The sequence below is a fragment of the Sulfurimonas sp. genome, from assembly GCF_014859695.1.
Classification (GTDB): Bacteria; Campylobacterota; Campylobacteria; order Campylobacterales; family Sulfurimonadaceae; genus Sulfurimonas.
This window is the reverse complement of record NZ_JACUTS010000016.1, coordinates 19,306-38,619: the sequence shown is the minus strand read 5'-3', so window position 1 is coordinate 38,619 and position 19,314 is coordinate 19,306. Positions and strand designations below refer to the sequence as shown.

General features: G+C 38.7%; 33 protein-coding genes. 11 read left to right on the top strand and 22 right to left on the bottom strand.

Annotated features, from left to right (window positions below):
- Window positions 1-86: 86 nt before the first annotated feature.
- On the bottom strand, window positions 87-431 hold the full coding sequence (locus tag IBX42_RS04950; RefSeq protein WP_294929710.1) for a hypothetical protein: 345 nt from the start codon (window positions 429-431) through the stop codon (window positions 87-89).
- A 239-nt stretch (window positions 432-670) separates the two neighbouring features.
- Between IBX42_RS04950 and IBX42_RS04945 the strand changes: the two genes are divergently transcribed.
- Both IBX42_RS04945 and IBX42_RS04940 read left to right on the top strand, forming a co-directional pair.
- Window positions 671-1,822 (top strand): spore photoproduct lyase family protein, encoded by a 1,152-nt coding sequence (locus IBX42_RS04945; RefSeq protein WP_365943356.1) that lies wholly within the window; start codon window positions 671-673, stop codon window positions 1,820-1,822.
- Entirely contained in the window at window positions 1,819-2,538 is a 720-nt protein-coding gene (locus IBX42_RS04940; protein WP_294929704.1) for a glucosaminidase domain-containing protein, read from the top strand. The genes IBX42_RS04945 and IBX42_RS04940 overlap by 4 nt, the downstream gene beginning before the upstream one ends.
- Before the next feature lie 8 nt (window positions 2,539-2,546).
- On the opposite strand, the gene IBX42_RS04935 is transcribed toward IBX42_RS04940, so the two are convergent.
- Window positions 2,547-3,809, bottom strand: a complete 1,263-nt coding sequence (locus tag IBX42_RS04935; protein ID WP_294929701.1) for an arsenic transporter — start codon at window positions 3,807-3,809, stop codon at window positions 2,547-2,549.
- Between the two features lie 119 nt (window positions 3,810-3,928).
- On the opposite strand from IBX42_RS04935, the gene IBX42_RS04930 reads away from it, so the two are divergent.
- From IBX42_RS04930 to IBX42_RS04910, 5 genes are read left to right on the top strand one after another with little or no spacing between them, the layout of a single operon-like run.
- On the top strand, window positions 3,929-4,252 hold the full coding sequence (locus IBX42_RS04930) for a metalloregulator ArsR/SmtB family transcription factor (RefSeq protein WP_294929698.1): 324 nt from the start codon (window positions 3,929-3,931) through the stop codon (window positions 4,250-4,252).
- On the top strand, window positions 4,249-4,659 hold the full coding sequence (locus tag IBX42_RS04925; protein ID WP_294929695.1) for an arsenate reductase ArsC: 411 nt from the start codon (window positions 4,249-4,251) through the stop codon (window positions 4,657-4,659). The genes IBX42_RS04930 and IBX42_RS04925 overlap by 4 nt, the downstream gene beginning before the upstream one ends.
- 2 nt (window positions 4,660-4,661) lie before the next feature.
- Entirely contained in the window at window positions 4,662-5,618 is a 957-nt protein-coding gene (locus IBX42_RS04920; RefSeq protein ID WP_294929692.1) for a permease, read from the top strand.
- 11 nt (window positions 5,619-5,629) lie between these two features.
- Complete coding sequence (locus IBX42_RS04915; RefSeq protein ID WP_294929689.1) at window positions 5,630-5,878, top strand: thioredoxin family protein; 249 nt, start codon at window positions 5,630-5,632, stop codon at window positions 5,876-5,878.
- A 2-nt stretch (window positions 5,879-5,880) separates the two neighbouring features.
- Window positions 5,881-6,810, top strand: a complete 930-nt coding sequence (locus tag IBX42_RS04910; protein ID WP_294929686.1) for a cation diffusion facilitator family transporter — start codon at window positions 5,881-5,883, stop codon at window positions 6,808-6,810.
- Between the two features lie 22 nt (window positions 6,811-6,832).
- Here the strand turns inward: IBX42_RS04910 and IBX42_RS04905 are convergent, their stop codons facing one another.
- Both IBX42_RS04905 and IBX42_RS04900 read right to left on the bottom strand, forming a co-directional pair.
- Window positions 6,833-7,618: a DUF3050 domain-containing protein gene (locus tag IBX42_RS04905; RefSeq protein ID WP_294929683.1), complete on the bottom strand. Its 786-nt coding sequence runs from the start codon at window positions 7,616-7,618 to the stop codon at window positions 6,833-6,835.
- 102 nt (window positions 7,619-7,720) lie between these two features.
- Window positions 7,721-7,963 (bottom strand): hypothetical protein, encoded by a 243-nt coding sequence (locus IBX42_RS04900; protein ID WP_294929680.1) that lies wholly within the window; start codon window positions 7,961-7,963, stop codon window positions 7,721-7,723.
- A gap of 207 nt (window positions 7,964-8,170) precedes the next feature.
- Between IBX42_RS04900 and IBX42_RS04895 the strand changes: the two genes are divergently transcribed.
- The 4 genes from IBX42_RS04895 (at window position 8,171) to IBX42_RS04880 (ending at window position 10,387) form a co-directional block, all read left to right on the top strand.
- Entirely contained in the window at window positions 8,171-9,034 is an 864-nt protein-coding gene (locus IBX42_RS04895; RefSeq protein WP_294929677.1) for a S1-like domain-containing RNA-binding protein, read from the top strand.
- Window positions 9,021-9,221: a hypothetical protein gene (locus IBX42_RS04890; RefSeq protein ID WP_294929674.1), complete on the top strand. Its 201-nt coding sequence runs from the start codon at window positions 9,021-9,023 to the stop codon at window positions 9,219-9,221. Before IBX42_RS04895 ends, IBX42_RS04890 begins: the two co-directional genes overlap by 14 nt.
- 63 nt (window positions 9,222-9,284) lie before the next feature.
- Window positions 9,285-9,587: a chorismate mutase gene (locus IBX42_RS04885; RefSeq protein WP_294929671.1), complete on the top strand. Its 303-nt coding sequence runs from the start codon at window positions 9,285-9,287 to the stop codon at window positions 9,585-9,587.
- A gap of 8 nt (window positions 9,588-9,595) precedes the next feature.
- Entirely contained in the window at window positions 9,596-10,387 is a 792-nt protein-coding gene (locus IBX42_RS04880; RefSeq protein WP_294929668.1) for a rhodanese-like domain-containing protein, read from the top strand.
- A 10-nt stretch (window positions 10,388-10,397) separates the two neighbouring features.
- Here IBX42_RS04880 and IBX42_RS04875 read toward each other — a convergent pair whose 3' ends face one another.
- The 18 genes from IBX42_RS04875 to rplV all read right to left on the bottom strand — a co-directional run bounded on the left by IBX42_RS04875 (window position 10,398) and on the right by rplV (window position 19,313).
- Window positions 10,398-11,504: a methyl-accepting chemotaxis protein gene (locus IBX42_RS04875; RefSeq protein WP_294929665.1), complete on the bottom strand. Its 1,107-nt coding sequence runs from the start codon at window positions 11,502-11,504 to the stop codon at window positions 10,398-10,400.
- A 101-nt stretch (window positions 11,505-11,605) separates the two neighbouring features.
- Entirely contained in the window at window positions 11,606-11,824 is a 219-nt protein-coding gene (gene infA, locus IBX42_RS04870; RefSeq protein WP_008338996.1) for a translation initiation factor IF-1, read from the bottom strand.
- A gap of 16 nt (window positions 11,825-11,840) precedes the next feature.
- On the bottom strand, window positions 11,841-12,599 hold the full coding sequence (map, locus tag IBX42_RS04865) for a type I methionyl aminopeptidase (RefSeq protein ID WP_294929661.1): 759 nt from the start codon (window positions 12,597-12,599) through the stop codon (window positions 11,841-11,843).
- A 3-nt stretch (window positions 12,600-12,602) separates the two neighbouring features.
- Window positions 12,603-13,865 carry a preprotein translocase subunit SecY gene (secY, locus tag IBX42_RS04860; protein ID WP_294929658.1) on the bottom strand — a complete coding sequence of 421 codons (1,263 nt, stop codon included), beginning with the start codon at window positions 13,863-13,865 and terminating at the stop codon, window positions 12,603-12,605.
- 2 nt (window positions 13,866-13,867) lie between these two features.
- Window positions 13,868-14,266, bottom strand: a complete 399-nt coding sequence (gene rplO / locus IBX42_RS04855) for a 50S ribosomal protein L15 (protein WP_294929655.1) — start codon at window positions 14,264-14,266, stop codon at window positions 13,868-13,870.
- A gap of 3 nt (window positions 14,267-14,269) precedes the next feature.
- Window positions 14,270-14,710, bottom strand: coding sequence for a 30S ribosomal protein S5 (rpsE, locus tag IBX42_RS04850; protein ID WP_294929651.1), 441 nt, complete (start codon window positions 14,708-14,710; stop codon window positions 14,270-14,272).
- 8 nt (window positions 14,711-14,718) lie between these two features.
- Window positions 14,719-15,075 carry a 50S ribosomal protein L18 gene (rplR, locus tag IBX42_RS04845; protein ID WP_294929648.1) on the bottom strand — a complete coding sequence of 119 codons (357 nt, stop codon included), beginning with the start codon at window positions 15,073-15,075 and terminating at the stop codon, window positions 14,719-14,721.
- A 13-nt stretch (window positions 15,076-15,088) separates the two neighbouring features.
- Window positions 15,089-15,625 (bottom strand): 50S ribosomal protein L6, encoded by a 537-nt coding sequence (gene rplF, locus IBX42_RS04840; protein ID WP_294929645.1) that lies wholly within the window; start codon window positions 15,623-15,625, stop codon window positions 15,089-15,091.
- Between the two features lie 9 nt (window positions 15,626-15,634).
- Entirely contained in the window at window positions 15,635-16,030 is a 396-nt protein-coding gene (gene rpsH, locus IBX42_RS04835) for a 30S ribosomal protein S8 (protein WP_294929642.1), read from the bottom strand.
- Between the two features lie 48 nt (window positions 16,031-16,078).
- Window positions 16,079-16,264: a type Z 30S ribosomal protein S14 gene (locus tag IBX42_RS04830; protein WP_137011587.1), complete on the bottom strand. Its 186-nt coding sequence runs from the start codon at window positions 16,262-16,264 to the stop codon at window positions 16,079-16,081.
- Window positions 16,264-16,809: a 50S ribosomal protein L5 gene (rplE, locus tag IBX42_RS04825; protein ID WP_294929636.1), complete on the bottom strand. Its 546-nt coding sequence runs from the start codon at window positions 16,807-16,809 to the stop codon at window positions 16,264-16,266. Before rplE ends, IBX42_RS04830 begins: the two co-directional genes overlap by 1 nt.
- Window positions 16,810-16,812: 3 nt before the next feature.
- The gene (gene rplX, locus IBX42_RS04820; protein WP_152298658.1) at window positions 16,813-17,043 is read right to left on the bottom strand and encodes a 50S ribosomal protein L24; all 231 of its coding nucleotides are present in this window, start codon (window positions 17,041-17,043) and stop codon (window positions 16,813-16,815) included.
- Window positions 17,043-17,411 (bottom strand): 50S ribosomal protein L14, encoded by a 369-nt coding sequence (rplN, locus tag IBX42_RS04815; protein WP_294929632.1) that lies wholly within the window; start codon window positions 17,409-17,411, stop codon window positions 17,043-17,045. The genes rplX and rplN overlap by 1 nt, the downstream gene beginning before the upstream one ends.
- On the bottom strand, window positions 17,411-17,659 hold the full coding sequence (gene rpsQ / locus IBX42_RS04810; RefSeq protein WP_294929629.1) for a 30S ribosomal protein S17: 249 nt from the start codon (window positions 17,657-17,659) through the stop codon (window positions 17,411-17,413). Before rpsQ ends, rplN begins: the two co-directional genes overlap by 1 nt.
- Window positions 17,660-17,668: 9 nt before the next feature.
- Window positions 17,669-17,854 carry a 50S ribosomal protein L29 gene (rpmC, locus tag IBX42_RS04805; protein ID WP_294929626.1) on the bottom strand — a complete coding sequence of 62 codons (186 nt, stop codon included), beginning with the start codon at window positions 17,852-17,854 and terminating at the stop codon, window positions 17,669-17,671.
- Window positions 17,841-18,266 (bottom strand): 50S ribosomal protein L16, encoded by a 426-nt coding sequence (gene rplP / locus IBX42_RS04800; protein ID WP_294929623.1) that lies wholly within the window; start codon window positions 18,264-18,266, stop codon window positions 17,841-17,843. The genes rpmC and rplP overlap by 14 nt, the downstream gene beginning before the upstream one ends.
- Window positions 18,267-18,268: 2 nt before the next feature.
- Window positions 18,269-18,994 (bottom strand): 30S ribosomal protein S3, encoded by a 726-nt coding sequence (rpsC, locus tag IBX42_RS04795; protein WP_294929620.1) that lies wholly within the window; start codon window positions 18,992-18,994, stop codon window positions 18,269-18,271.
- Between the two features lies 1 nt (window position 18,995).
- A complete protein-coding gene (gene rplV / locus IBX42_RS04790; RefSeq protein WP_294929617.1) occupies window positions 18,996-19,313 on the bottom strand; it encodes a 50S ribosomal protein L22 in 318 nt (105 codons plus the stop codon).
- Window position 19,314: the final 1 nt, after the last annotated feature.

Genomic DNA, 19,314 nt, shown 5'->3' with positions numbered 1-19,314 from the left:
TAGAAAAGTCTGTTTGCTATGGTTGTTAAATGGTTTCGTCGGATTTACCTATAAGATTAACGACTTTTACTCTTTTTTACTACAAGTTAGTCCCATAAAACACTCACTCCATACTCAGGATTTAGAACTATCTGCTTATTGTAGTAGACTTTTTTGCCATATTTTTTGCTCAAAAGCTCCACTTCAAGAGTCTCATTTTCCAAAAGAGAGCGCACCTCTTTATATGTAAGCCACTTTCCATATTTGGCAAGGCTATTCTGCCAGATTCTAAACTCGCACGAAGCATCATCTCTCAGCTCGAACATCTCCCCGTCCTCCGTTTTCCAGTGAGCGTTGCTGCAGGCATAGAGCTTAACCTTTTTGCCGCTCACCTCTTTGTCACGCACCTCAATAAAACCATCATCACAATAAGGACATTTTCCTAAAATCATAACAATCTCCTCAGATTGAATAAACATCGTAATTTTATGAATATTACTATTTTTAATCTATTTATCTGAAAATTATTGCAAAATGACATATTTTTAAAACATTATTTCAAAAAAATATCAATTCTGCTAAAATTCCGCCCATGAATATATACGAAGATAAATTTCACGCGAGTATACAGAACAGTTTTTTCCATAAACTCTCGCAAAGTGAACAGGAGTTTATACGCTCCAGGGCTTACATGTATAGGTTTTCTCATCAGGAGATCAGGCAGATAATCGACATCGCAAGAGACCTTGAGATGTGGAATGAAAAGAACATCATAGAGATATTTCCGGAGCATTCGCAAAAAAAAGTTGTTTTCTCAAGGCTTAAAAAAGCGTACGAAGAGCTGCGCAATAAACCTAACTCCTACAAAGATTTTGAGCTTAAAAACCAGAGAGATGAGCAGAAGTTCACATTCAAAACAGAGGCAAAAGAGGGATTTGGGCTTGGGCTCTGCCCTGTTGCTAGCGAAAAGACGAGATGCTGCAATCTTCTAACACTTGATGCGGTCGAGAGCTGCGGATTTGACTGCTCTTACTGCTCCATACAATCTTTTTACAACCAAGACACCATAACCTTTGACAGCTCTTTTGCCCAAAAACTCCAAAATCTCAAACTTGACAAAAACAGAACCTACCATATAGGTACGGGTCAATCTTCTGACTCGCTTTTGTGGGGCAATAGAGAAGGCATTTTGGATGCGCTCTTTGACTTTGCAAGGCAAAATCCAAATGTTATTTTAGAATTTAAAACAAAATCCGATAATGTAAAATACTTTTTAGAAAACAGCGTACCTAAAAATATACTCTGCACTTGGTCGCTTAACACGCCTACCATTATCCTGAACGAGGAGCATCTTAGCGCTTCTTTGGAGAAAAGGATCAGAGCCGCAAGAATAGTGGCAGACAAAGGGGTAAAAATCGGCTTTCATTTTCATCCTATAGTGGAATATGAAAATTACTTAAAAGAGTACAAAGGGGTTTACACAAGACTACTCAAAGAGTTCCAGCCTGATGAAGTGGCACTTGTTAGTTTTGGTACACTTACCTTTATAAAACCCGTTATCAAACAGCTTCGTGAGCGGGATTTTAGAAGCAAAATTACCCAGATGCCGCTTGTTGATGCAAACGGCAAAAGCTCCTATCCGCATGACATAAAAGTCGAGATGTTCAGACATGCTTATGAGAGTTTTGCTCCATGGCACAAAGAGGTCTTTTTTTATCTCTGCATGGAAAGTCATGAGATGTGGAGCGAGGCGTTTGGTTACCAATACTCGACAAACAACGATTTTGAAAGAGCGATGCTTGGAGCCTATACAAAAAAACTAGAGATGGAGTTTTTAATATGAAGTTTTTATCCGACAACCTGCTCTATATCTATATGGTATCTCTTATATTGTTCGCTCTGTATGACACAGTATTTATAAAAAAAGAGTCGGTACCAAATACACTAAAATCCCATAAAGTTGAAGAGACTCCACAAAACAGCATGCTCTCAGTCAGTGAAAAAAAGAGAGAGTTTAGCAATCTTGTAATTCCAGCCATAGACAAAGTTTACGCCGAGTTGGAAGAGCAGTACAATGAAATTTCAAAAAATCTAACAAATACAGCGTATAAAGAGAAAATATTAGAGTTAAAAAAGATCTATAAAGTAGAGAGTGACGAAGAGCTCTTGATGGCTCTAAAACCTCATCCAAAAAGCATTGCAATAGCTCAGGCGGCGATGGAGAGCGCATGGGCGGAGTCAAGATTTCTCAAAGAGGCGAACAACTTATACGGCATGTGGTCGGTAAGCAAAAAAGGTCCGAGAATTGCGGCTTCGGAGCAGAGAGGCGAGAGAGTCATCTGGCTGAAAAAGTATTCAAGCATAGAGGACTCCATCAGAGATTACTACAAAACACTTGCCCGCTCCAAAGCCTACAAAGACTTTAGAGAGCTTAAGATGCAGACGGACGACCCCTACCTGCTGGTAGAAAAGCTAGAGAACTACTCTGAAATCGGCGAACAGTACGGCGATGACTTGACTAAAATCATAAGGTATAACAAGCTATATCTTTACGACTAATTGGTTTTTTACACAAGACCGAGAAGTGCGACGAAAAGAACCGGTGGGGTTATGACAAGCCCTACTTTCATATATTCGCCCCACCCAATTTTTACTCCCTTTTTAGCAAGCACATGTAGCCATAAAAGGGTTGCGAGTGAGCCTATCGGCGTCATTTTCGGACCAAGATTTGAGCCTAAAATATTTGCATAAACAAGCGCTTCATTTCCGATGTAACCGACCTGATCTATCGCGATATCCATAATCATGATTGTCGGCATGTTGTTCATAACCGAGCTTACAACTGCCGAGAGAAATCCTGTTCCGATAATGGCAATAAAGTCTCCGTGCGTATTTAGCTCCCTAATCCAAGAGGCGATAATATCCGTCAAACCTTCATTTTTTAGACCGTAAACGACGACATATAGACCGATACTAAACCATACGACCTGCCAAGGTGCGGCTTTTATGGTCATAATGGGTTTTACCGCCTTGTAATGGTTTGCGATTACCAAAAGAGTCAGAGCGCCGCCGAGTGCAAAAAGAGAGACTGGCAGATGGTAGTAATCGCCTATAAAATAACCCACCATCAAAAATGCAAGAAAAAACCAGCTGAACTTAAACATGGTCTGGTTTTTTATAACCGAGGAGGCTTCGGGAAGTTTTGAGACGTCGATTATGAAAGGGATATCTTTACGAAAGTAAATCCACAAGACCGCGATGGAAGCAATTATGCTCAAGAGATTGGGCAAAAACATATTTTTAGCATACTCGACAAAGCCGATATTAAAATAGCCAACCGTTACAATGTTGGTAAGGTTTGAGATAACAAGAGGGTTGGATGCGCTGTCTCCTATGAAACCGCCCGCCATCAAAAAAGCAAATATCGCCAGCGGTTTCATCTTTAGGTACTTCATCTTTGCAAGAAGTATCGGCGTTAGGATTAGCGCTGCACCGTCATTTGCAAAAAATGCGGCAACTAGGGCACCCAAAAGCAGTATATAAACAAACATTTTGTGTCCGTTTCCGCCGCTAAGTTTTGCCATTTTAATGGCTGCCCACTCGAAAAAACCTATCTCATCCAAAATCATGGAGAGGAGGATTATCCCGATAAAAGCCAAAGTCGCATCCCAGACAATGTCTATTACACTTATAACATCTCCAAAGTTTACAACTCCGACTACAAGAGCTACAACCGCTCCAGCAACGGCAGTCGTGCCTATTTGCAAACCGCGCGGCTGCCAGATGATAAAAAGAAGGGTAACCAAAAAGACAAACATCGCCAGTACCATATATGACTCCTATTATTTAAAAACCAAAACTATAGCAGAATTAAATCTAAATATCAACATATATTGATTTAACAATATTTTTTCGCTACAATTTTACAATTTAAACAGAGGAGCTCATTGTGGATATCTTTTTAAAAAGTGTAGCTGCACTAAACGACGAAACAAGAGTTCTAATACTGCGCTTCCTTGACGAACATGGCCGTACTTGTGTTTGCGATCTGCAAAACTCTTTAGAGATGATTCAGTCACGTCTCTCACGCCATCTTAAAATCTTAAAAGAGGCGGGATTTCTGCGAGTCGAGAGGCGGGGCACTTGGGCATACTACTCTGTGCGTTGTCCGCTTGATCGTTTTAGAACTGAAGCGCTGCAAGAGATAAGACATCTCGATATTGAAGTTCCAAAATTGAAAAAATCATCACAAACCGGAGAGTGTAAACTATGAGTAAAAAAAACGTATTGATTCTATGTACGGGAAACAGCTGCCGCTCTATTATGGCAGAGGCGCTTTTAAACGCAAAGCTAGGCGATTGTCTAGTAGCACAAAGCTCAGGCGTCAAAGCAAGCGGCGCGGTAAATCCACATGCAAAAGCGCTTTTGGATTCTTTGGGTTACTGGAGGGATGAGTATCACTCAAAAGTCATCGAGACTGTTCTTGATACTGCGTTTGATTTGATAGTTACAGTCTGCGATCACGCAAAAGAGAGCTGTCCTATGTTTCCAAAAGCGGTTAAAACCATCCATGTAGGGTTTGACGATCCAAGCGGAAAAGCGGAGGAGGAGTATGAAAAAACACTTCTTCTTATAGAAAAAGAGCTTCTTAGCGTTGTAAAAAAAGAGCTGTGTAACTAACTATGTTTGAGTGGTTGCACAATCTAAGCGGATGGGCAGTTTTTGATATTTTTGGTTTAGTTGCGCAGAGTCATCTGGGCGAGGCGGTTCACTTTTTCATCTACGATACCATAAAGATATTTATACTTCTCATACTCATTATCTACCTTGTGACAATTTTGAGAAGCTACTTTCCCGTAGAGAAAGCAAGAGCGTACATAAGCGGCAAGCATAAGATAACCGGGCATGTTCTGGCAGCCCTTTTCGGTGTCATCACTCCCTTTTGTTCATGCAGTGCCATCCCTCTGTTTTTGGGTTTTTTGCAGGCAAGAATCCCTCTTGGCGTTACATTTAGCTACCTTATCTCGGCACCCTTAAGCGATGCAGTAGTTATAGCGCTGCTTCTTTCGCTTTTTGGTTTCAAAATTGCACTTCTTTATGTTGGTGTGGGTCTTTTGATAGCGATTGTTGCGGGACTTATCATCGGCTCTATGAACTTGGAAAAAGAGGTGCTTATAGAGGTAAAACCTGTAGAGACAATCTCTTTCAACGAAGAGAAGATAACTTTTTCAAACAGAGTAAAAGAGGCGTGGGAGTACACTGCGGATATTTTTTTAAAGATATATATCTATGTTATCATAGGCGTAGGAATTGGCGCATTTATACATGGCTACGTTCCCGCTGACTTTATAAGTAAGTATGCTGGCGGCGATGCTTGGTACGCACCCATAATCGCAGTTGTTATGGGGATTCCGATGTATAGTAGCGCTGCGGGGATTTTGCCGCTTGTTGAAGTGCTGACGCAAAAAGGAATGCTTCTTGGAACGGCTCTTAGCTTTATGATGGCGGTGGTTGCACTTAGTCTGCCCGAAGCGATGATTTTAAAAAGGGTTCTCTCGCTCAAACTCATTGCGATATTTTTTGGCGTGGTCGGTTTTGGAATACTCCTGGTCGGATATCTATTTAACATAATTTTATAAAAGGATAGTACATGAAAATTGAGATTTTAGGAACAGGCTGTGCGAAGTGCAAGACACTTGAAGCGGTTGTAAAAGAGGCTGTTGCAAAGAGCGGAAAGTTCGTTCAGATAGAAAAGGTCGATGATATTATGAAAATAATGGAGTATCAGGTTGTGAGCACTCCGGGGCTTGTGATAGATAACAAAGTTGTAAGTACAGGAAGAGTTCTAAGCGTAGAGGAAGTACTCTCGCTAATAAACGGAGAAAATAGCAGGAGATAAAATTGCAAGAGATAAAGAAAAAACAGACACTCCAAAGAGTAATATTTTTAAATATCATTTTGGTTGTAGCTGAAATCGGTGCTGGAATATTTAGTGGTTCGATGGCGCTTATTGCCGATGCTTTTCACAATCTTGGAGATGTGTTGGCACTCTTTATCTCTCTTATTGCCATTATTTACGGAGCAAAAGAGGCAACAAAAACAATGACTTTTGGGTATATAAAAGCTGAGATGATGGCGGCATTTATCAACTCTCTGTTTTTGTTTGTAACGATGATTTTTATCCTTTTTGAATCAATCAAGAGATTTTTTGAACCACATCCTATAGATGCACCTATAGTTATTTTGGCTTCTCTTATCGCTTTGCTAATTAACGGTTACAGCACCTATCTGCTAAGCCGAGCAAATATAGAACATCATCACGGCGATGAAGACCCGGATCATAAACATGAGGGCAAAGATCTCAATATCACTTCGGCTTATCTGCATATGCTTGGAGACGCTGTAATTTCACTTAGTGTTGCCGTCGGCGGGATACTTATTTACTTTTTTGGTATTGTTATGATTGACGCCCTGCTCTCAACGCTCTTTAGTATCTATATCATCAAAGAGACCTACCCTATCTTAAAAAAATCATTTTTTGTTTTGATGGATAGCAGCAGTGTTGATTTAAACCGGGTTAAAGAGCTTATTTTAGAAGATAAGCGAATCCACTCTGTTCATGATTTGCATATTTACAATCCAAATTCAAAAGATATTTACGGAAGTGCACATATTGTTCTAGATGAGAACTTAAACCTTTGTGACATTGAAAATGTAATAGAGTCTGCTCGTCAAAATCTACTTAAGATGAGAATCACACATTTTGTGTTGCAGCCTGAAAGCGATAAATATCACAATGAAACATCATCATGCATTGCACACATGCATTAAAAAATAGACTTTATGCACTTCATTATGCTTTTTTACTACTTTCAATAGCCAATAATACACCGTCCCAAAATTTAATTCGGGCTTTTATTGCAAGCAGAGCGGCTTCTTCTGCCTCTGCTATTTTAACCTTATCATCTTCACACAATAGCTCAAGCATACGCATGGACATTGGACCGTGAAAGTCTCCATCAAGCTCTATATGACGGTCTAAATAGTAATGAAATACTCCTGCCTCTTCTCTTGAGATATTCATTTTATCAAGAAGAGCACGAAACATTTCTGGAATGATATGTTCTCTGCCTAAAGCAAATGCCGCTGCAATAACATGAGGTTTGTCACCATTGATAAAGTTGAATGTTGTTTGCATGAACTCTTCCGCTGCAGAAGGTATTTTGGTTGTTTTTCTTGCAATATCCAGAGAGTCGGATGCAACTTTAGAAACAAACTCTCTGGCAAGCTGACTACTTCCAACTTTAACCTCTTCCATAGCTTGTAAGTAGAGGTTAAAATGGCTTGTATATGTTGGTGTTCCATCTTTTAGCGCAATACCTTCATCTGTCTCTTCTTCAAGCACAATATCGTTAATAAAACGTTGTACTTGCGCATCTCCAACCGGAGTCCATGGTATCTGTGCAGGAGCAATTTTGTTTTGCAGATATTTAACCAATGACATAAAGTCCCAAACAGAGTAGATGTGATGTTGCATAAAAACTGTAAGGTCGTTCATATCTGCAACGGCAGTATAAACAGGGTGGGTCGCAAGCTCTTTTCTTAATTTTTTTACATTTTCAAGGGGGAAAGTTGTCAATATATAATCCTATATTTTTTTTGAAACAAGATTATACATAAATTAAAAGGGGGAAATTAAATGGTTTAGATAACGATCTGATTTTGTCGCTGGAGGGAAGTCTTAGTGACTTCCGCATCCGCCGCCGCAGCATCCGTTGCTAGTTGAGTCGCTCATAGCGATAACAAAACTATCTCCTACCTCTTGAACTTTAAAGCTGTGCTTGCCGCAGAACTCATCGTTCATAGTGTCTCTCATCTCGATAGATTTTAGAAGAGCGCCATCTTTTGAAGCGATCTCCAAACCGTTTACCAAGTCACTTTTTTTAAAGCAGCTGCACTCTTTTTCTACAATTATCTTAAACATATTTTTTCCTTATTTTATGTAAATTTTTCAAATAATATCAAATTTCTCTGTTTATATTCTTAGCACTTTTGGGATGAGAATATTTTTAAGATTGCCATAATTATGACAATGTTTATATGCCATAGCGTTTGAAATATTAAACAAGATATAATGTCAAAAAAGTTCTCAAACCGACGCTTGAGACATACGCAATAACAAGGAAATATATTGCAAGAAAACCAACATTTAGAACTCGGGCGCATAAACTGCCTTAGAGTTAACAGACACACTCCTCACGGAATATTTTTGACATCACTTGATGAAAAAGATGTACTCTTGCCGCAAGCTTACGTAACTGATGCGATGCAAGAAGATACTCTTTTGGAGGTGTTTTTATATACAGACTCCGAAGATAGGCTTATTGCAACGACTCTAAAACCAAAAGCGATGCTTGATGAGTATGCTCTTTTTGAGGTCGTTGATGTGGCACCTTTTGGGGCATTTGTTGCTTGGGGACTTGCAAAAGATCTTTTTGTTCCAAATATGTTTCAAAAAGAGAAGTTCAAAATCGGCGATAAGAGATTTCTAAAAGTTGTATATGATGAAAGAACGCACCGTCTTGTAGGAACTGAAAAGCTCGGTGACTTTTTTGATAAAAGACCAAAAGGACTCACTCCAAATAAAGAGGTTGATATAATCATCATAGCAAAAACTCCGCTTGGTTTTAAGTGCATTGTAGAGGAGAAATACGAAGGGCTTATCTACCACAATGAAATTTTTGAGACGGTAGAGATTGGAAGCATAAGAAAAGCCTATGTTAAAACCGTAAGAAAAGACGGCTCCATAGACTTGGCTCTTCGACAAAGCGGAGCTAAACAAAAAGACATCTCATGTGAAAAAGTTTTGTCTCTTCTGAAAAAAAGCGGTGCCTCCATGCCTTACAACTATAAAAGTGATGCTGAGCTTATAAAAGATGTATTTGGACTAAGCAAAAAAGAGTTCAAACGCGCACTTACAGCTCTTCAAGAGAGCGGAGATATAGAAGTTAAAGATACCGGAATATACCTAAAGAGCCAAGATGGCAAAGCATAAAAAGAGCATAGAGTTTGAGAATATATCTTTTTCTCAGGAGAGAAACTCTTACACTGTTTTGCGTTTTTTTCCACTAAAAATGAGTGTTGATGTAATGGCTTATGAAGATGGAGTAAAGGCGGGAGTTAGAAATATTCCCTTTGCTCATCTGCCAAAAGAGATAAAAAAAATCATAAAACCCAACTAGAGTATATGGCTTAATTATTATCTCTTTTTGGGTAATATGTCCTATTAAAAACGGAGAATCTACATGTCAAAAATAAAAAAATGCAACTCCCTCGAAGAGGTCAGAACAGAGATAGATAAGATAGATGACGAGATTGTAAATCTCATCTCAAAGAGAAGCCATCTTGTACGTCAGGCTGCCTCGTTTAAAAACAGCATTGAAGAGGTTAAGGCAGATGATAGAGTAGATTATATCCTGCAAAAGGTTCGTCACTCCGCAATTCAGGCAGATGTCTCTCCAAATATGATTTCCGACCTTTTTAAAATCATGATAAACGAGATGGTTGAGACAGAGATATCAGAATTTAGAAATACGCGTACTTTTTAAACTATCTTATGAAACATCTTCTTGCCCTACTTCTTCTTACCCTCTACTCGTATGCCTATGATGCGTTTATAACGCCAGATAAACTAAAAGATTCGCTCAGTGACGAAAAGATAGTTCTTTTAGATGTAAGCCCTTTGGATATGTACAATATAAGTCATATAAAAGGAGCACTTCATGCAGATATCTCCAAATTTACCAAGAGCGATTATGAGAGACTTGCCTCTGCTTATAGCAAGAATGTACAAAAAGAGATTATAGATCTTGGAATAAATCCAGATTCACATGTGGTTATTTACTCAAGAAACAGTTACGAGAATCTTCAAAACTCAACCTACTTGGCATTTGTTTTAGCCGAACATGGATTTGAAAATATTTCCATACTCGAAGGCGGCTATATAGCGTGGGTATTTAAATATCACACTCTTGTCTCTTCAAAAAGAAGCTCTACAAAAGAGGACGGCAGCTATAAGATAAAACACAATCCAAACTTTTTAGTAGAGCTGGATTATATAAAAAGCAACAGCCGAAACATTACCATTGTAGATAGCAGCAACAAGCTTCAAAGCCCTGAGCTGTTTTCTGATATCTCTTATACCATAGACAGAGATTATCGTGATAATTTTTTTGATGACCTTACCCTTAGAGATGAAGATGAGTTAAGGGAGTTTGTCTCTAAGTTGAGTTTGATAAAAGATAAAGATATAGTCGTATACGATGATACTATATTTGAAGCTTCTGTAAACTGGTATATTCTTTACCAAAAATTTGGTTTTAAAAATATAAAAATATTACATTTTTAATTCCGCTGCATTAAACAACCCGACTAAGCTCTTCAACACTATTTTTTATAACCTTGATACTCTCGTTGCTTTTTTTTGAGAGTTCATCAATCTTTGCAATATTGCCTATTATCTCTTCTGTTGTCTTAGCATTTTGGGTATAGCTCTCAACTGTCCTCTGAGCCAAAATAACTCCATTACCGATTGCCTGAGAGATACTCTCCATGCGCTTTGATGCATCCGTAGAGAGCTCCGCCAAAGACTCGATTGTTTGAGAGCTTCTATTCATCTGCTCGCTAGTATTATTTATAGATTGGCTTACTACGTTAATGGTTGCATTAATCTCGGTAAGTGACTTCTGCGTTCTCTCTGCTAGCTTTCTAACTTCATCGGCAACAACCGCAAACCCTCTTCCGTGCTCGCCTGCGCGTGCAGCTTCAATAGCAGCATTTAACGCAAGCAGGTTTGTCTGGTCTGCAATATCCGCAATTACTAAAATAACATCTTTTACCTGATTTGCATCATCCGAGACCTTACTTAGGTCATTTGCTAAAATATTTTGCGTACTTGAAGCATCTTGAAGCTGATTTACTATGCCTGTTATCTCATTTTTAATACTGTTTAAATTTTCGCTTACTTCTGTTATATTCTCTTTTGACCTTGAAGCATCTACTAAATCGTTTCCAAGTACAACTTTCAATTTTTCCCCGATTGATACTACCTTGGCAAGAAGTTCTCTCTCGTTAATCATACTTATATTTGTATTTTCATAATCGCTGTTTATTCTGCCGACTATCTTCTCAATGGTATGTGATTTTTCGTTAGTATCTTGTGCCTGTAGAAATATCTCCTGAAACCTGTTCATATTTTCAGCCGCTTTGCTTAGCTCTGAGTTATAACTGTTCTTTAAAGTTATCTTCTCTCCATGCTCGAGATTTTCAAGCTGCTTTATAAGAGATTTTGTCATATCGACACCGTTATACTTCTCATCTAGGTCATGAACGACTATAACAGCCGCTACTACATACTGGATAAGCTGTCCGATAATATTGTCAGTAAAAAATGTTCCATTGACTATAAGCAATATGATGCCGACGTAGTGAACAAAGCGCATACGGAAAAAGAGGGAGTATAACATTACTAATCCTTATATAACTATATAAAAGAATTATACAGGGCAGAGCTTAATTTAATTATTATAAGTGTGCTTTGGGATAAAAAAGAGGTAGAGACCTCTTCTTATTTGTATCTATATGTGATACGACCTTTATCAAGAGAGTATGGTGTTAACTCAAGTTTAACTTTATCTCCCGGTAATATTTTAATATAGTGCATACGCATCTTTCCTGCAATATGACATAAAATAATATGTCCGTTTTCTAACTCAACACGAAATGTTGCATTTGGCAAAGCCTCTATAATCTTGCCATCAACTTCGATAACATCTGATTTAGCCATTTTAATCCTTTTTTTCTCAAGCCAGAGATAAAATTTCAGCTTTACCATTGACAATTGCAACAGTATGCTCATAGTGTGAGCCGCGTAAACCATCGGCACTAACAACATCCCACTTATTTTCTAAAATAAGCGGTTTTGTCTCTTTTTGACAAACCATAGGCTCTAGACAAAAAACCATCCCATTTTTAATCTTGGGACCGCCTTTTGCATCTTTTGCTTCCAAATAGTTAGGAATCTCAGGCTCTTCATGAGGTTTTTTGCCGATACCGTGCCCGCAGAAACTATGCAGTGGCACGAAACCTCTTGAACGAATAGAGTTTTCCAGCACTGCTGAGAGCTCTTTAAATCTCATACCCACCTTAATGGATTTTATTGCTTCATAAAGAGACTCTTTTGCACATGCAATAAGCGATTCATCTTGGGCACTTACCTTGCCGACTGGAACCGATATAGCCGCATCACCGAACCAGCCATCAAGTTCTGTCCCGATATCATAACCGATAATATCGCCCTCTTGAAGCTTATAGTCAGTTGGAATACCGTGAATAATAACTTGATTAAGGGAAGTGCAGACTGCATTTGGAAAGCCATAAAGACCTTTAAAAGAGGGTCTTGCTCCATGAGAGAGAATATACTCCTCTGCCATAGCATCAAGCTCTTTTAAAGAGATCCCAGGTTTTGTGTTTTGACGAAGTAGTTCTAGCGCACCGCCGACAATCTTGTTAGCGGCGCGAAGTTTCTCTATCTCTAGAGGTTTTCTAAGCGCAATGGCCATTATTTATAAACCAACCGCACTTAATGTTTGGTACTTACTCATATAAGCCTGAGCCTCAATTTTTCTCATCGTATCAAGAGCAACCTGAACAACGATTAAAACTGCCGTACCTCCAAAAAAGAATGGAACTCCCATGCCTTTTATAATCATAAACGGCAGAGTTGCAACCAGACCTAAATAGAGCGCACCTGTAAATGTAAGGTTACTTGCAGTTGTATTTAAAAACTCTGATGTTGCATTTCCGGTACGAATACCAGGAATAAAACCACCCTGTTTTTTCAAATTATCTGCAATATCTTTTGAGTTAAAAGTAATCGATGCATAGAAAAATGCAAAGAAAACTACAAAAAGAAATGTTAAAAAGTTAAAGAAATAACTATTTGGGTTTAAGTAATCCGCAACCGCAAGTACAGTAGGATTACTGCTGCTTGATAAAATAGTCATAGGAAACATTAGAATTGCACTAGCAAAGATAACCGGAATAACACCCGATAGGTTCACTTTGATAGGAATATAGTTCATAACTCTTTTATTTTGGTTTTGCATCATAACTTTTTTAGCGTATGTAACCGGTACACGGCGCTCACCAAGTTCAACATATATAATCACACCTACGGTTCCCAATATAAGAGCAAGAATTGCTATTACTGTTAAAAAACTCATAGCTCCCGTATTTACCATGGTAATTGTCTGACCAATTGCGCTCGGAATTGCTGAGACGATTCCTGCAAAAATGATCAAAGATATACCGTTACCGATACCGCTTTGTGTAATCTGCTCACCGATCCACATCAATAACATCGTACCTGCCACCATTGAAACGGCAGAAACAAGTATAAATGTGTTGTAATCGATTAGTATTGCGCTGTTACCGTTAGGCCCTGTAAGACTCTGAAGTCCAACACTGATACCTATTGCTTGAATGATTGTAATTACAATTGTCGCATAGCGGATAATCTGCATATACTTAACCATTCCGTCACGCTCTTTTTTCATCTGACCAAGAGGTGCAAATGTAGCCGCTAAAAGTTCCATAATAATGGAAGCGGTAATATATGGCATGATTCCAAGAGCTATGATTGACATTCTCTCAACAGCGTTACCGCTAAACATATTGAATAAGCCTAGTGCATCCGATTGATGTGAGTCGAAGAATGAAGCGATAACAGAAGCGTCTACGCCTGGAACCGGCACGTATGCCAGTAGGCGATAAATAAATAAAAACCCGATAGTAATAAGTATCTTATTTACTAGATTTTTATTCACGACTATTTACCTGTAGTAGTAACGTTGTCGTCTTTAATTTTTGATGCTAGATTTTTTGCAGTAGCACCAACCAACTTAACTTTAGTAACACAAGCAGCTATTTTATGAACACCACGGATACTCTCCATAGTAATTTCAGAAAGCTCAGCAACTGCTATTATTTTCTCAACGTTGATTACGTAAGGCTTGATTACACGAGAAGTAAATCCAATTTTTGGAAGTCTTCTTGCAAGTGGCTGTTGTCCACCTTCAAAGTTTCTTTTTCTCTTGTAACCTGTACGAGACTTTTGACCTTTAGAACCGCGACCTGCAGTTTTACCTGTTCCAGAAGCTTGTCCACGACCGATTCTTTTACGATTCTTTACAGAACCTTCTGCCGGCGTTAAATTTTCAATACCCATCAGTTATCCTTTTAAACGACCTAGTGCTTCAACCGTAGCGCGCACTAGTGTACCTGGATTGTTTGAACCGATTGACTTTGTAAGTATGTCTTTAATACCTGCTAATTCAAGAACGTGACGAGTTGCACCACCGGCAATTACTCCCGTACCTTCTGAAGCTGGTTTTAAAAGAACACGACTTGCATTGTACTTATGTTCAATATCATGTGCAATCGTAGTACCTTTGATACTAACCTTACTTAGGTTTTTAAATGCATTGTCTACCGCTTTTTTAATAGCATCTGGAACTTCTTTCGCTTTTCCAGCACCAAAACCGATAGTACCTTTTTTATCACCAACAACTACAAGTGCTGTAAAACGAAAACGACGTCCACCTTTTACAACTTTTGTAACACGACCTATGTTAACAATTGATTCTTCAAAATCTTCTCTATTGATTTCCATCTTAACCCCTAGAACTTAATTTCGTTTGCACGAAGTGCGTCACCAAATGCAGCTATAACACCGTGGTATTGGTAACCATTACGGTCAAATACAATCTCAGAAATATTAGCTGTTTTTAGTGTAGCAGCAAATGCCGCACCAAGTGCAGCTGCACCCTCTTTGTTTGCTTTATGACCTGTAACTTTTGAGTTTAACGCCGCTAAAGTTGTTGCAGTTGCATCATTAATAGCTTGAACACTCAAATAACGATTTGAACGAAATACAGAAACACGAGGAAGTGAAGCACAACCAGATATTTTTGCACGAATACGACGCTTTCTTTTTAAGCGATTAGCAATTTTGCTTTTTAGTACTTTTGCTTTCATCTATACTCCTCCCTTATTTCTTAGAAGTTTTACCGGCTTTACGCACGATATGTTCTTCCATGTATTTAACACCTTTGCCTTTGTAAGGCTCTGGTGGACGGAATCCTCTTACTTCAGCGGCAACTTGACCAAGCGCTTGCTTGTCATGACTTTTAAAAGTGATAACGTTCTTCTCAACACTTGCTTCAATACTCTCAGGCAATTCATAATTAATATCATGTGAAAAACCAAGTTGTAAGTTAAGTACTTTGCCGTTTACTGCAGCACGATAACCAACACCGTTAATCTCTAGTTGCTTAGTGTAACCGGTTGTTAAACCTGTAACAATATTTTGAGCCAACGCACGATACGTTCCCCAAAATGCTCTATGAACACGAGAATCTGAAAGAGTTGCAAAAGTTAAAACATTTCCGTCTAAAGTGAAAGCAACGTTTCCTTTTGTATCTAATTCAACACTATTTTTGCCTTTAGCAAAAGTTATAACATTTCCATTTGTGCTTACTTTAACATCAGTTGCACACTCTACAGGTAATTTACCAATTCTTGACATGTTATCTCCCTACCAAATCGTACACATTACTTCACCACCGATACCAAGCTCAAAAGCTTTATCGTTTGGTAGAATGCCGCGTGATGTACTAACAATAATAGTTCCGTAACCATTTTTGAAACGCTTTATCTCATCTTTACCTTTATAGACACGACGTCCAGGCTTAGATACTCTTTTCATTTCATTGATAACAGTTTTACCCTCATCATTGTATTTCAATACAACATTGATTGTTTTTTTAACGCCGTCTTCAACAACGTTACAGCTGTCAATATAACCTTTTTCAACTAAAATGTTTGCCATAGCTTCAACACTCTTAGAGTGAACAAGTTTGGTAACATCTAATCTTCTCATACCAGCATTACGAATACGTGTTAACGCATCCGATACTAAATCATTTATCATTTATTTTCCTTTGCTAATCATCAGAAGTTTCAAGAGGAAGCTTTTGGCTTACCAGCTTGACTTTCTAACGCCTGGGATTAATCCCTCATTTGCCATTTTTCTAAAACATATACGACAGATACCGAAGTCACGGATAACAGAGTGTGGACGACCACAAATCTGGCATCTTGTATAACCGCGAACTTTAAACTTTGGAGTTTTGTTCGCTTTGTTTATCATCGACTTTTTAGCCATTAGTTACTCCCTTTAGTAAAAGGCATGCCCATTTTCTCTAAAAGAGCAAATCCTGCTTTATCAGAATCAGCAGTTGTAACAACTGTGATATTCATACCATGAATCTGCATAATAGAGTCATAATTGATTTCCGGGAAAATCAACTGCTCCTGCAGTCCAAAGTTGTAATTTCCACGACCATCAAATCCATTTCTAGGAACTCCACGGAAGTCTTTTACACGTGGAAGAGCGATAGAAACTAGACGATCAAAGAAATTGAACATCTTCTCACCGCGAAGTGTTACACGAACACCCACAGGCATTCCTTCACGTACTTTAAAACCAGCAACTGATTTCTTAGCTATTACAGTACTTGCTTTTTGTCCTGCAATAGTAGTAATTGTGTCTTCAATATTTTGAATAAGCTTATTATCCTTCATTGCGAAACCAGCACCTACAGAGATAATAATTTTTTCTAATGCAGGAGTCTGCATTGGATTTTTTATCCCAAGGTCTGCTTGAAGTTCAGATTTTAAACCTAAATATTTTTCTTTCATACGAGCCATTGATTATGCCTCCACTTTACGAACATTTGAAACATCTATAGGCATCTCTTTATTGATATGTCCGCCCTTAGTGTTCTCTTCTGTTGGTTTGATAGCTTTTTTAGCAATTTTGCAACCCTCAACTATTACCTTGTTTTTTTTTGGTAATACTTCAAGTACAGTAGCTTTTGTTCCGCGATCATCACCGGCGATAATTTCTACAGTATCGCCTTTTTTGAATTTAAACTTTGCCATTAAACAACCTCCGGTGCAAGAGATACGATTTTCATAAAACCGCTGTAGCGTACTTCACGAGCAATCGGTCCGAAAATACGAGTGCCGATTGGCTCTCTCTTGTCATCAAGTATAACAGCTGCATTGTCATCGAAACGAATAAGAGAACCGTTTTCACGGTGAATCTCTTTTGCGGTTCTAACTACAACAGCTTTTACAACTTTACCTTTTTTAACTTTAGCAGTAGGAGTCGCTTTTTTTACAGAAGCGACGATAACATCACCGACTTTTGCATAACGACGCTTAGAACCGCCAAGTACCTTAATACACATAATCTCTTTTGCACCTGTATTATCAGCTACATTTAGACGAGTAAAACCTTGAATCATTACTCTGCTCCTGACACTACTGTTTTAAGTCTAAAAGATTTAGTCTTAGAAAGTGGGCGACATTCGATTGCAATAATCTTATCGCCTACTTTTAACTCATTGCGCTCATCATGTACCAAGTACTTTTTGAAACGCTTTACAACTTTATGGTAACGAGGGTGCATTACACGGCGCTCAACAACGATACTCGCTGTTTTTTCGCCTGCAATTTTTACTACATTACCTTGAATTTCACGTTTATGTGTCATTGCCGGCCCCTATTTCGCTGCACTAAGTGCAGTGTTGATTCTAGCAACATCTTTTTTAGCGACACGTAGTTCGCTAGTGTTTTGAAGTTGCATCATCTGTTTTTTAATTTTAAGAGTAAAGAGTTGCGTCTTTTTCTCTTTTAGCATTGCTTGAAGCTCTGCTACGCTTTTATCTGCTAAATCAGAATATTTCATTGCTCATCTCCGCAGTAATTATTTTTGTTTTGAAAGGCAATTTGTGCATTGCAAGAGTAAGCGCTTCACGAGCAAGCTCTTCCGGAACACCGGCCATTTCAAAAATTATACGACCTGGTTTAATGTTCATAACCCATTGATCAACTGAACCCTTACCTTTACCCATACGAGTTTCAAGAGGCTTAGCAGTCAGTGGCTTAGCTGGGAATACACGAATCCAGATCTTACCATTTCTTTTAATGTGACGAGTAGCTGAAATACGAGCAGACTCAATCTGACGAGAGTTAATACGACCTGCTTCAACCGCTTTTAAAGCGATATCCCCAAATGCTAATGTATAACCGGAACGAGCGTAACCACGGTTACGTCCTTTCATTACCTTACGATATTTAGTTCTCTTAGGCATCAACATGTTTATTCCGCCTTTCCGCTATTTTCGCGTTTTGGAGCACGCTTAGGACGACGTGCGCCCTCTTTTTGCTGCTCTTCTTTTACTTCAGCCGGGATACCTTTTGTGAGAACCTCACCTTTGAATATCCAAACTTTTACACCGATACAACCGTACGTAGTGTGTGCTTCAGCAAAACCGTAATCTATTTTTGCACGAAGTGTATGAAGTGGAACACGTCCCTCTAAATACCACTCAGTACGAGCCATTTCAGCTCCGCCAAGACGACCGCTTACAGATATCTTGATACCTTTAGCTCCGCCTCTTTGTGCATTTTGCATAACTTTTTTCATAGCTCTTCTAAATGCAACACGGCGCTCTAATTGAGTAGCAACATTTTCAGCAACAAGCTGAGAAGAGATTTGAGCTTTCTTCTCCTCTTTGATGTTTACAGAAATTGGCTTACCAACAAGATTTTGAAGAGTATCTTTAAGCTTCTCAATATCTGCGCCTTTTTTTCCAATGATAATACCGGGACGAGCAGCAACGATAGTAACACGAAGTCTCTTAACGGTTCTCTCTATGATAATGTTAGAAACACCCGCATAGTAAAGCTCTTTTTTCAAATATGTACGAATCTTGTAATCTTCGCCCAAAGATGCTGCTGCAGTCTTAAAATTAGGGAACCAACGGCTCTCCCAATTGCGATTGATACCAAGACGTAAACCAATAGGATTAACTTTTTGACCCATATTATTTACCCTCTACTTCTACTAATATATGCGCTGTCGGCTTTCTGATGCCTGATGCCATACCACGAGCTCTCGGACGAAATCTCTTAAGTACAGGACCATTGTCAATACGACATGACGTTACTATACAATCGCTAGCTTCGTTACCGCTATTTGCAACTGCTGAGGCAACTACTTTATAGATAATTTTTGCTGCTTTGTTTGGTGTAAACTCTAAAGCTGCTAATGCTTGCTCAGCGTTCATACCTTGAATCTCTCTTGCAATAAGACGAGATTTGATCGGTGAAACACGGATATATTTTAATAATGCTCTAGCCATG

Coding starts and splice junctions, on each gene's coding strand:
- rpsH (WP_294929642.1), bottom strand. CDS start 16,030: ATGATAAATGATTTAGTATCGGATGCGTTAACACGTATTCGTAATGCT.
- IBX42_RS04900 (WP_294929680.1), bottom strand. CDS start 7,963: ATGTTTAAGATAATTGTAGAAAAAGAGTGCAGCTGCTTTAAAAAAAGT.
- IBX42_RS04880 (WP_294929668.1), top strand. CDS start 9,596: ATGAAACATCTTCTTGCCCTACTTCTTCTTACCCTCTACTCGTATGCC.
- IBX42_RS04830 (WP_137011587.1), bottom strand. CDS start 16,264: ATGGCTAAAAAGTCGATGATAAACAAAGCGAACAAAACTCCAAAGTTT.
- IBX42_RS04950 (WP_294929710.1), bottom strand. CDS start 431: ATGATTTTAGGAAAATGTCCTTATTGTGATGATGGTTTTATTGAGGTG.
- IBX42_RS04925 (WP_294929695.1), top strand. CDS start 4,249: ATGAGTAAAAAAAACGTATTGATTCTATGTACGGGAAACAGCTGCCGC.
- IBX42_RS04885 (WP_294929671.1), top strand. CDS start 9,285: ATGTCAAAAATAAAAAAATGCAACTCCCTCGAAGAGGTCAGAACAGAG.
- rplV (WP_294929617.1), bottom strand. CDS start 19,313: ATGGCTAGAGCATTATTAAAATATATCCGTGTTTCACCGATCAAATCT.
- rplN (WP_294929632.1), bottom strand. CDS start 17,411: ATGATTCAAGGTTTTACTCGTCTAAATGTAGCTGATAATACAGGTGCA.
- rplX (WP_152298658.1), bottom strand. CDS start 17,043: ATGGCAAAGTTTAAATTCAAAAAAGGCGATACTGTAGAAATTATCGCC.
- rplR (WP_294929648.1), bottom strand. CDS start 15,075: ATGAAAGCAAAAGTACTAAAAAGCAAAATTGCTAATCGCTTAAAAAGA.
- rpsE (WP_294929651.1), bottom strand. CDS start 14,710: ATGGAAATCAATAGAGAAGATTTTGAAGAATCAATTGTTAACATAGGT.
- IBX42_RS04875 (WP_294929665.1), bottom strand. CDS start 11,504: ATGTTATACTCCCTCTTTTTCCGTATGCGCTTTGTTCACTACGTCGGC.
- IBX42_RS04915 (WP_294929689.1), top strand. CDS start 5,630: ATGAAAATTGAGATTTTAGGAACAGGCTGTGCGAAGTGCAAGACACTT.
- rplE (WP_294929636.1), bottom strand. CDS start 16,809: ATGGCTCGTATGAAAGAAAAATATTTAGGTTTAAAATCTGAACTTCAA.
- rplO (WP_294929655.1), bottom strand. CDS start 14,266: ATGGGTATTGAAAATTTAACGCCGGCAGAAGGTTCTGTAAAGAATCGT.
- rplP (WP_294929623.1), bottom strand. CDS start 18,266: ATGTTGATGCCTAAGAGAACTAAATATCGTAAGGTAATGAAAGGACGT.
- rpsC (WP_294929620.1), bottom strand. CDS start 18,994: ATGGGTCAAAAAGTTAATCCTATTGGTTTACGTCTTGGTATCAATCGC.
- rpmC (WP_294929626.1), bottom strand. CDS start 17,854: ATGAAATATTCTGATTTAGCAGATAAAAGCGTAGCAGAGCTTCAAGCA.
- IBX42_RS04935 (WP_294929701.1), bottom strand. CDS start 3,809: ATGGTACTGGCGATGTTTGTCTTTTTGGTTACCCTTCTTTTTATCATC.
- rpsQ (WP_294929629.1), bottom strand. CDS start 17,659: ATGACACATAAACGTGAAATTCAAGGTAATGTAGTAAAAATTGCAGGC.
- IBX42_RS04945 (WP_365943356.1), top strand. CDS start 671: ATGTATAGGTTTTCTCATCAGGAGATCAGGCAGATAATCGACATCGCA.
- rplF (WP_294929645.1), bottom strand. CDS start 15,625: ATGTCAAGAATTGGTAAATTACCTGTAGAGTGTGCAACTGATGTTAAA.
- infA (WP_008338996.1), bottom strand. CDS start 11,824: ATGGCTAAATCAGATGTTATCGAAGTTGATGGCAAGATTATAGAGGCT.
- IBX42_RS04920 (WP_294929692.1), top strand. CDS start 4,662: ATGTTTGAGTGGTTGCACAATCTAAGCGGATGGGCAGTTTTTGATATT.
- IBX42_RS04940 (WP_294929704.1), top strand. CDS start 1,819: ATGAAGTTTTTATCCGACAACCTGCTCTATATCTATATGGTATCTCTT.
- map (WP_294929661.1), bottom strand. CDS start 12,599: ATGGCCATTGCGCTTAGAAAACCTCTAGAGATAGAGAAACTTCGCGCC.
- IBX42_RS04890 (WP_294929674.1), top strand. CDS start 9,021: ATGGCAAAGCATAAAAAGAGCATAGAGTTTGAGAATATATCTTTTTCT.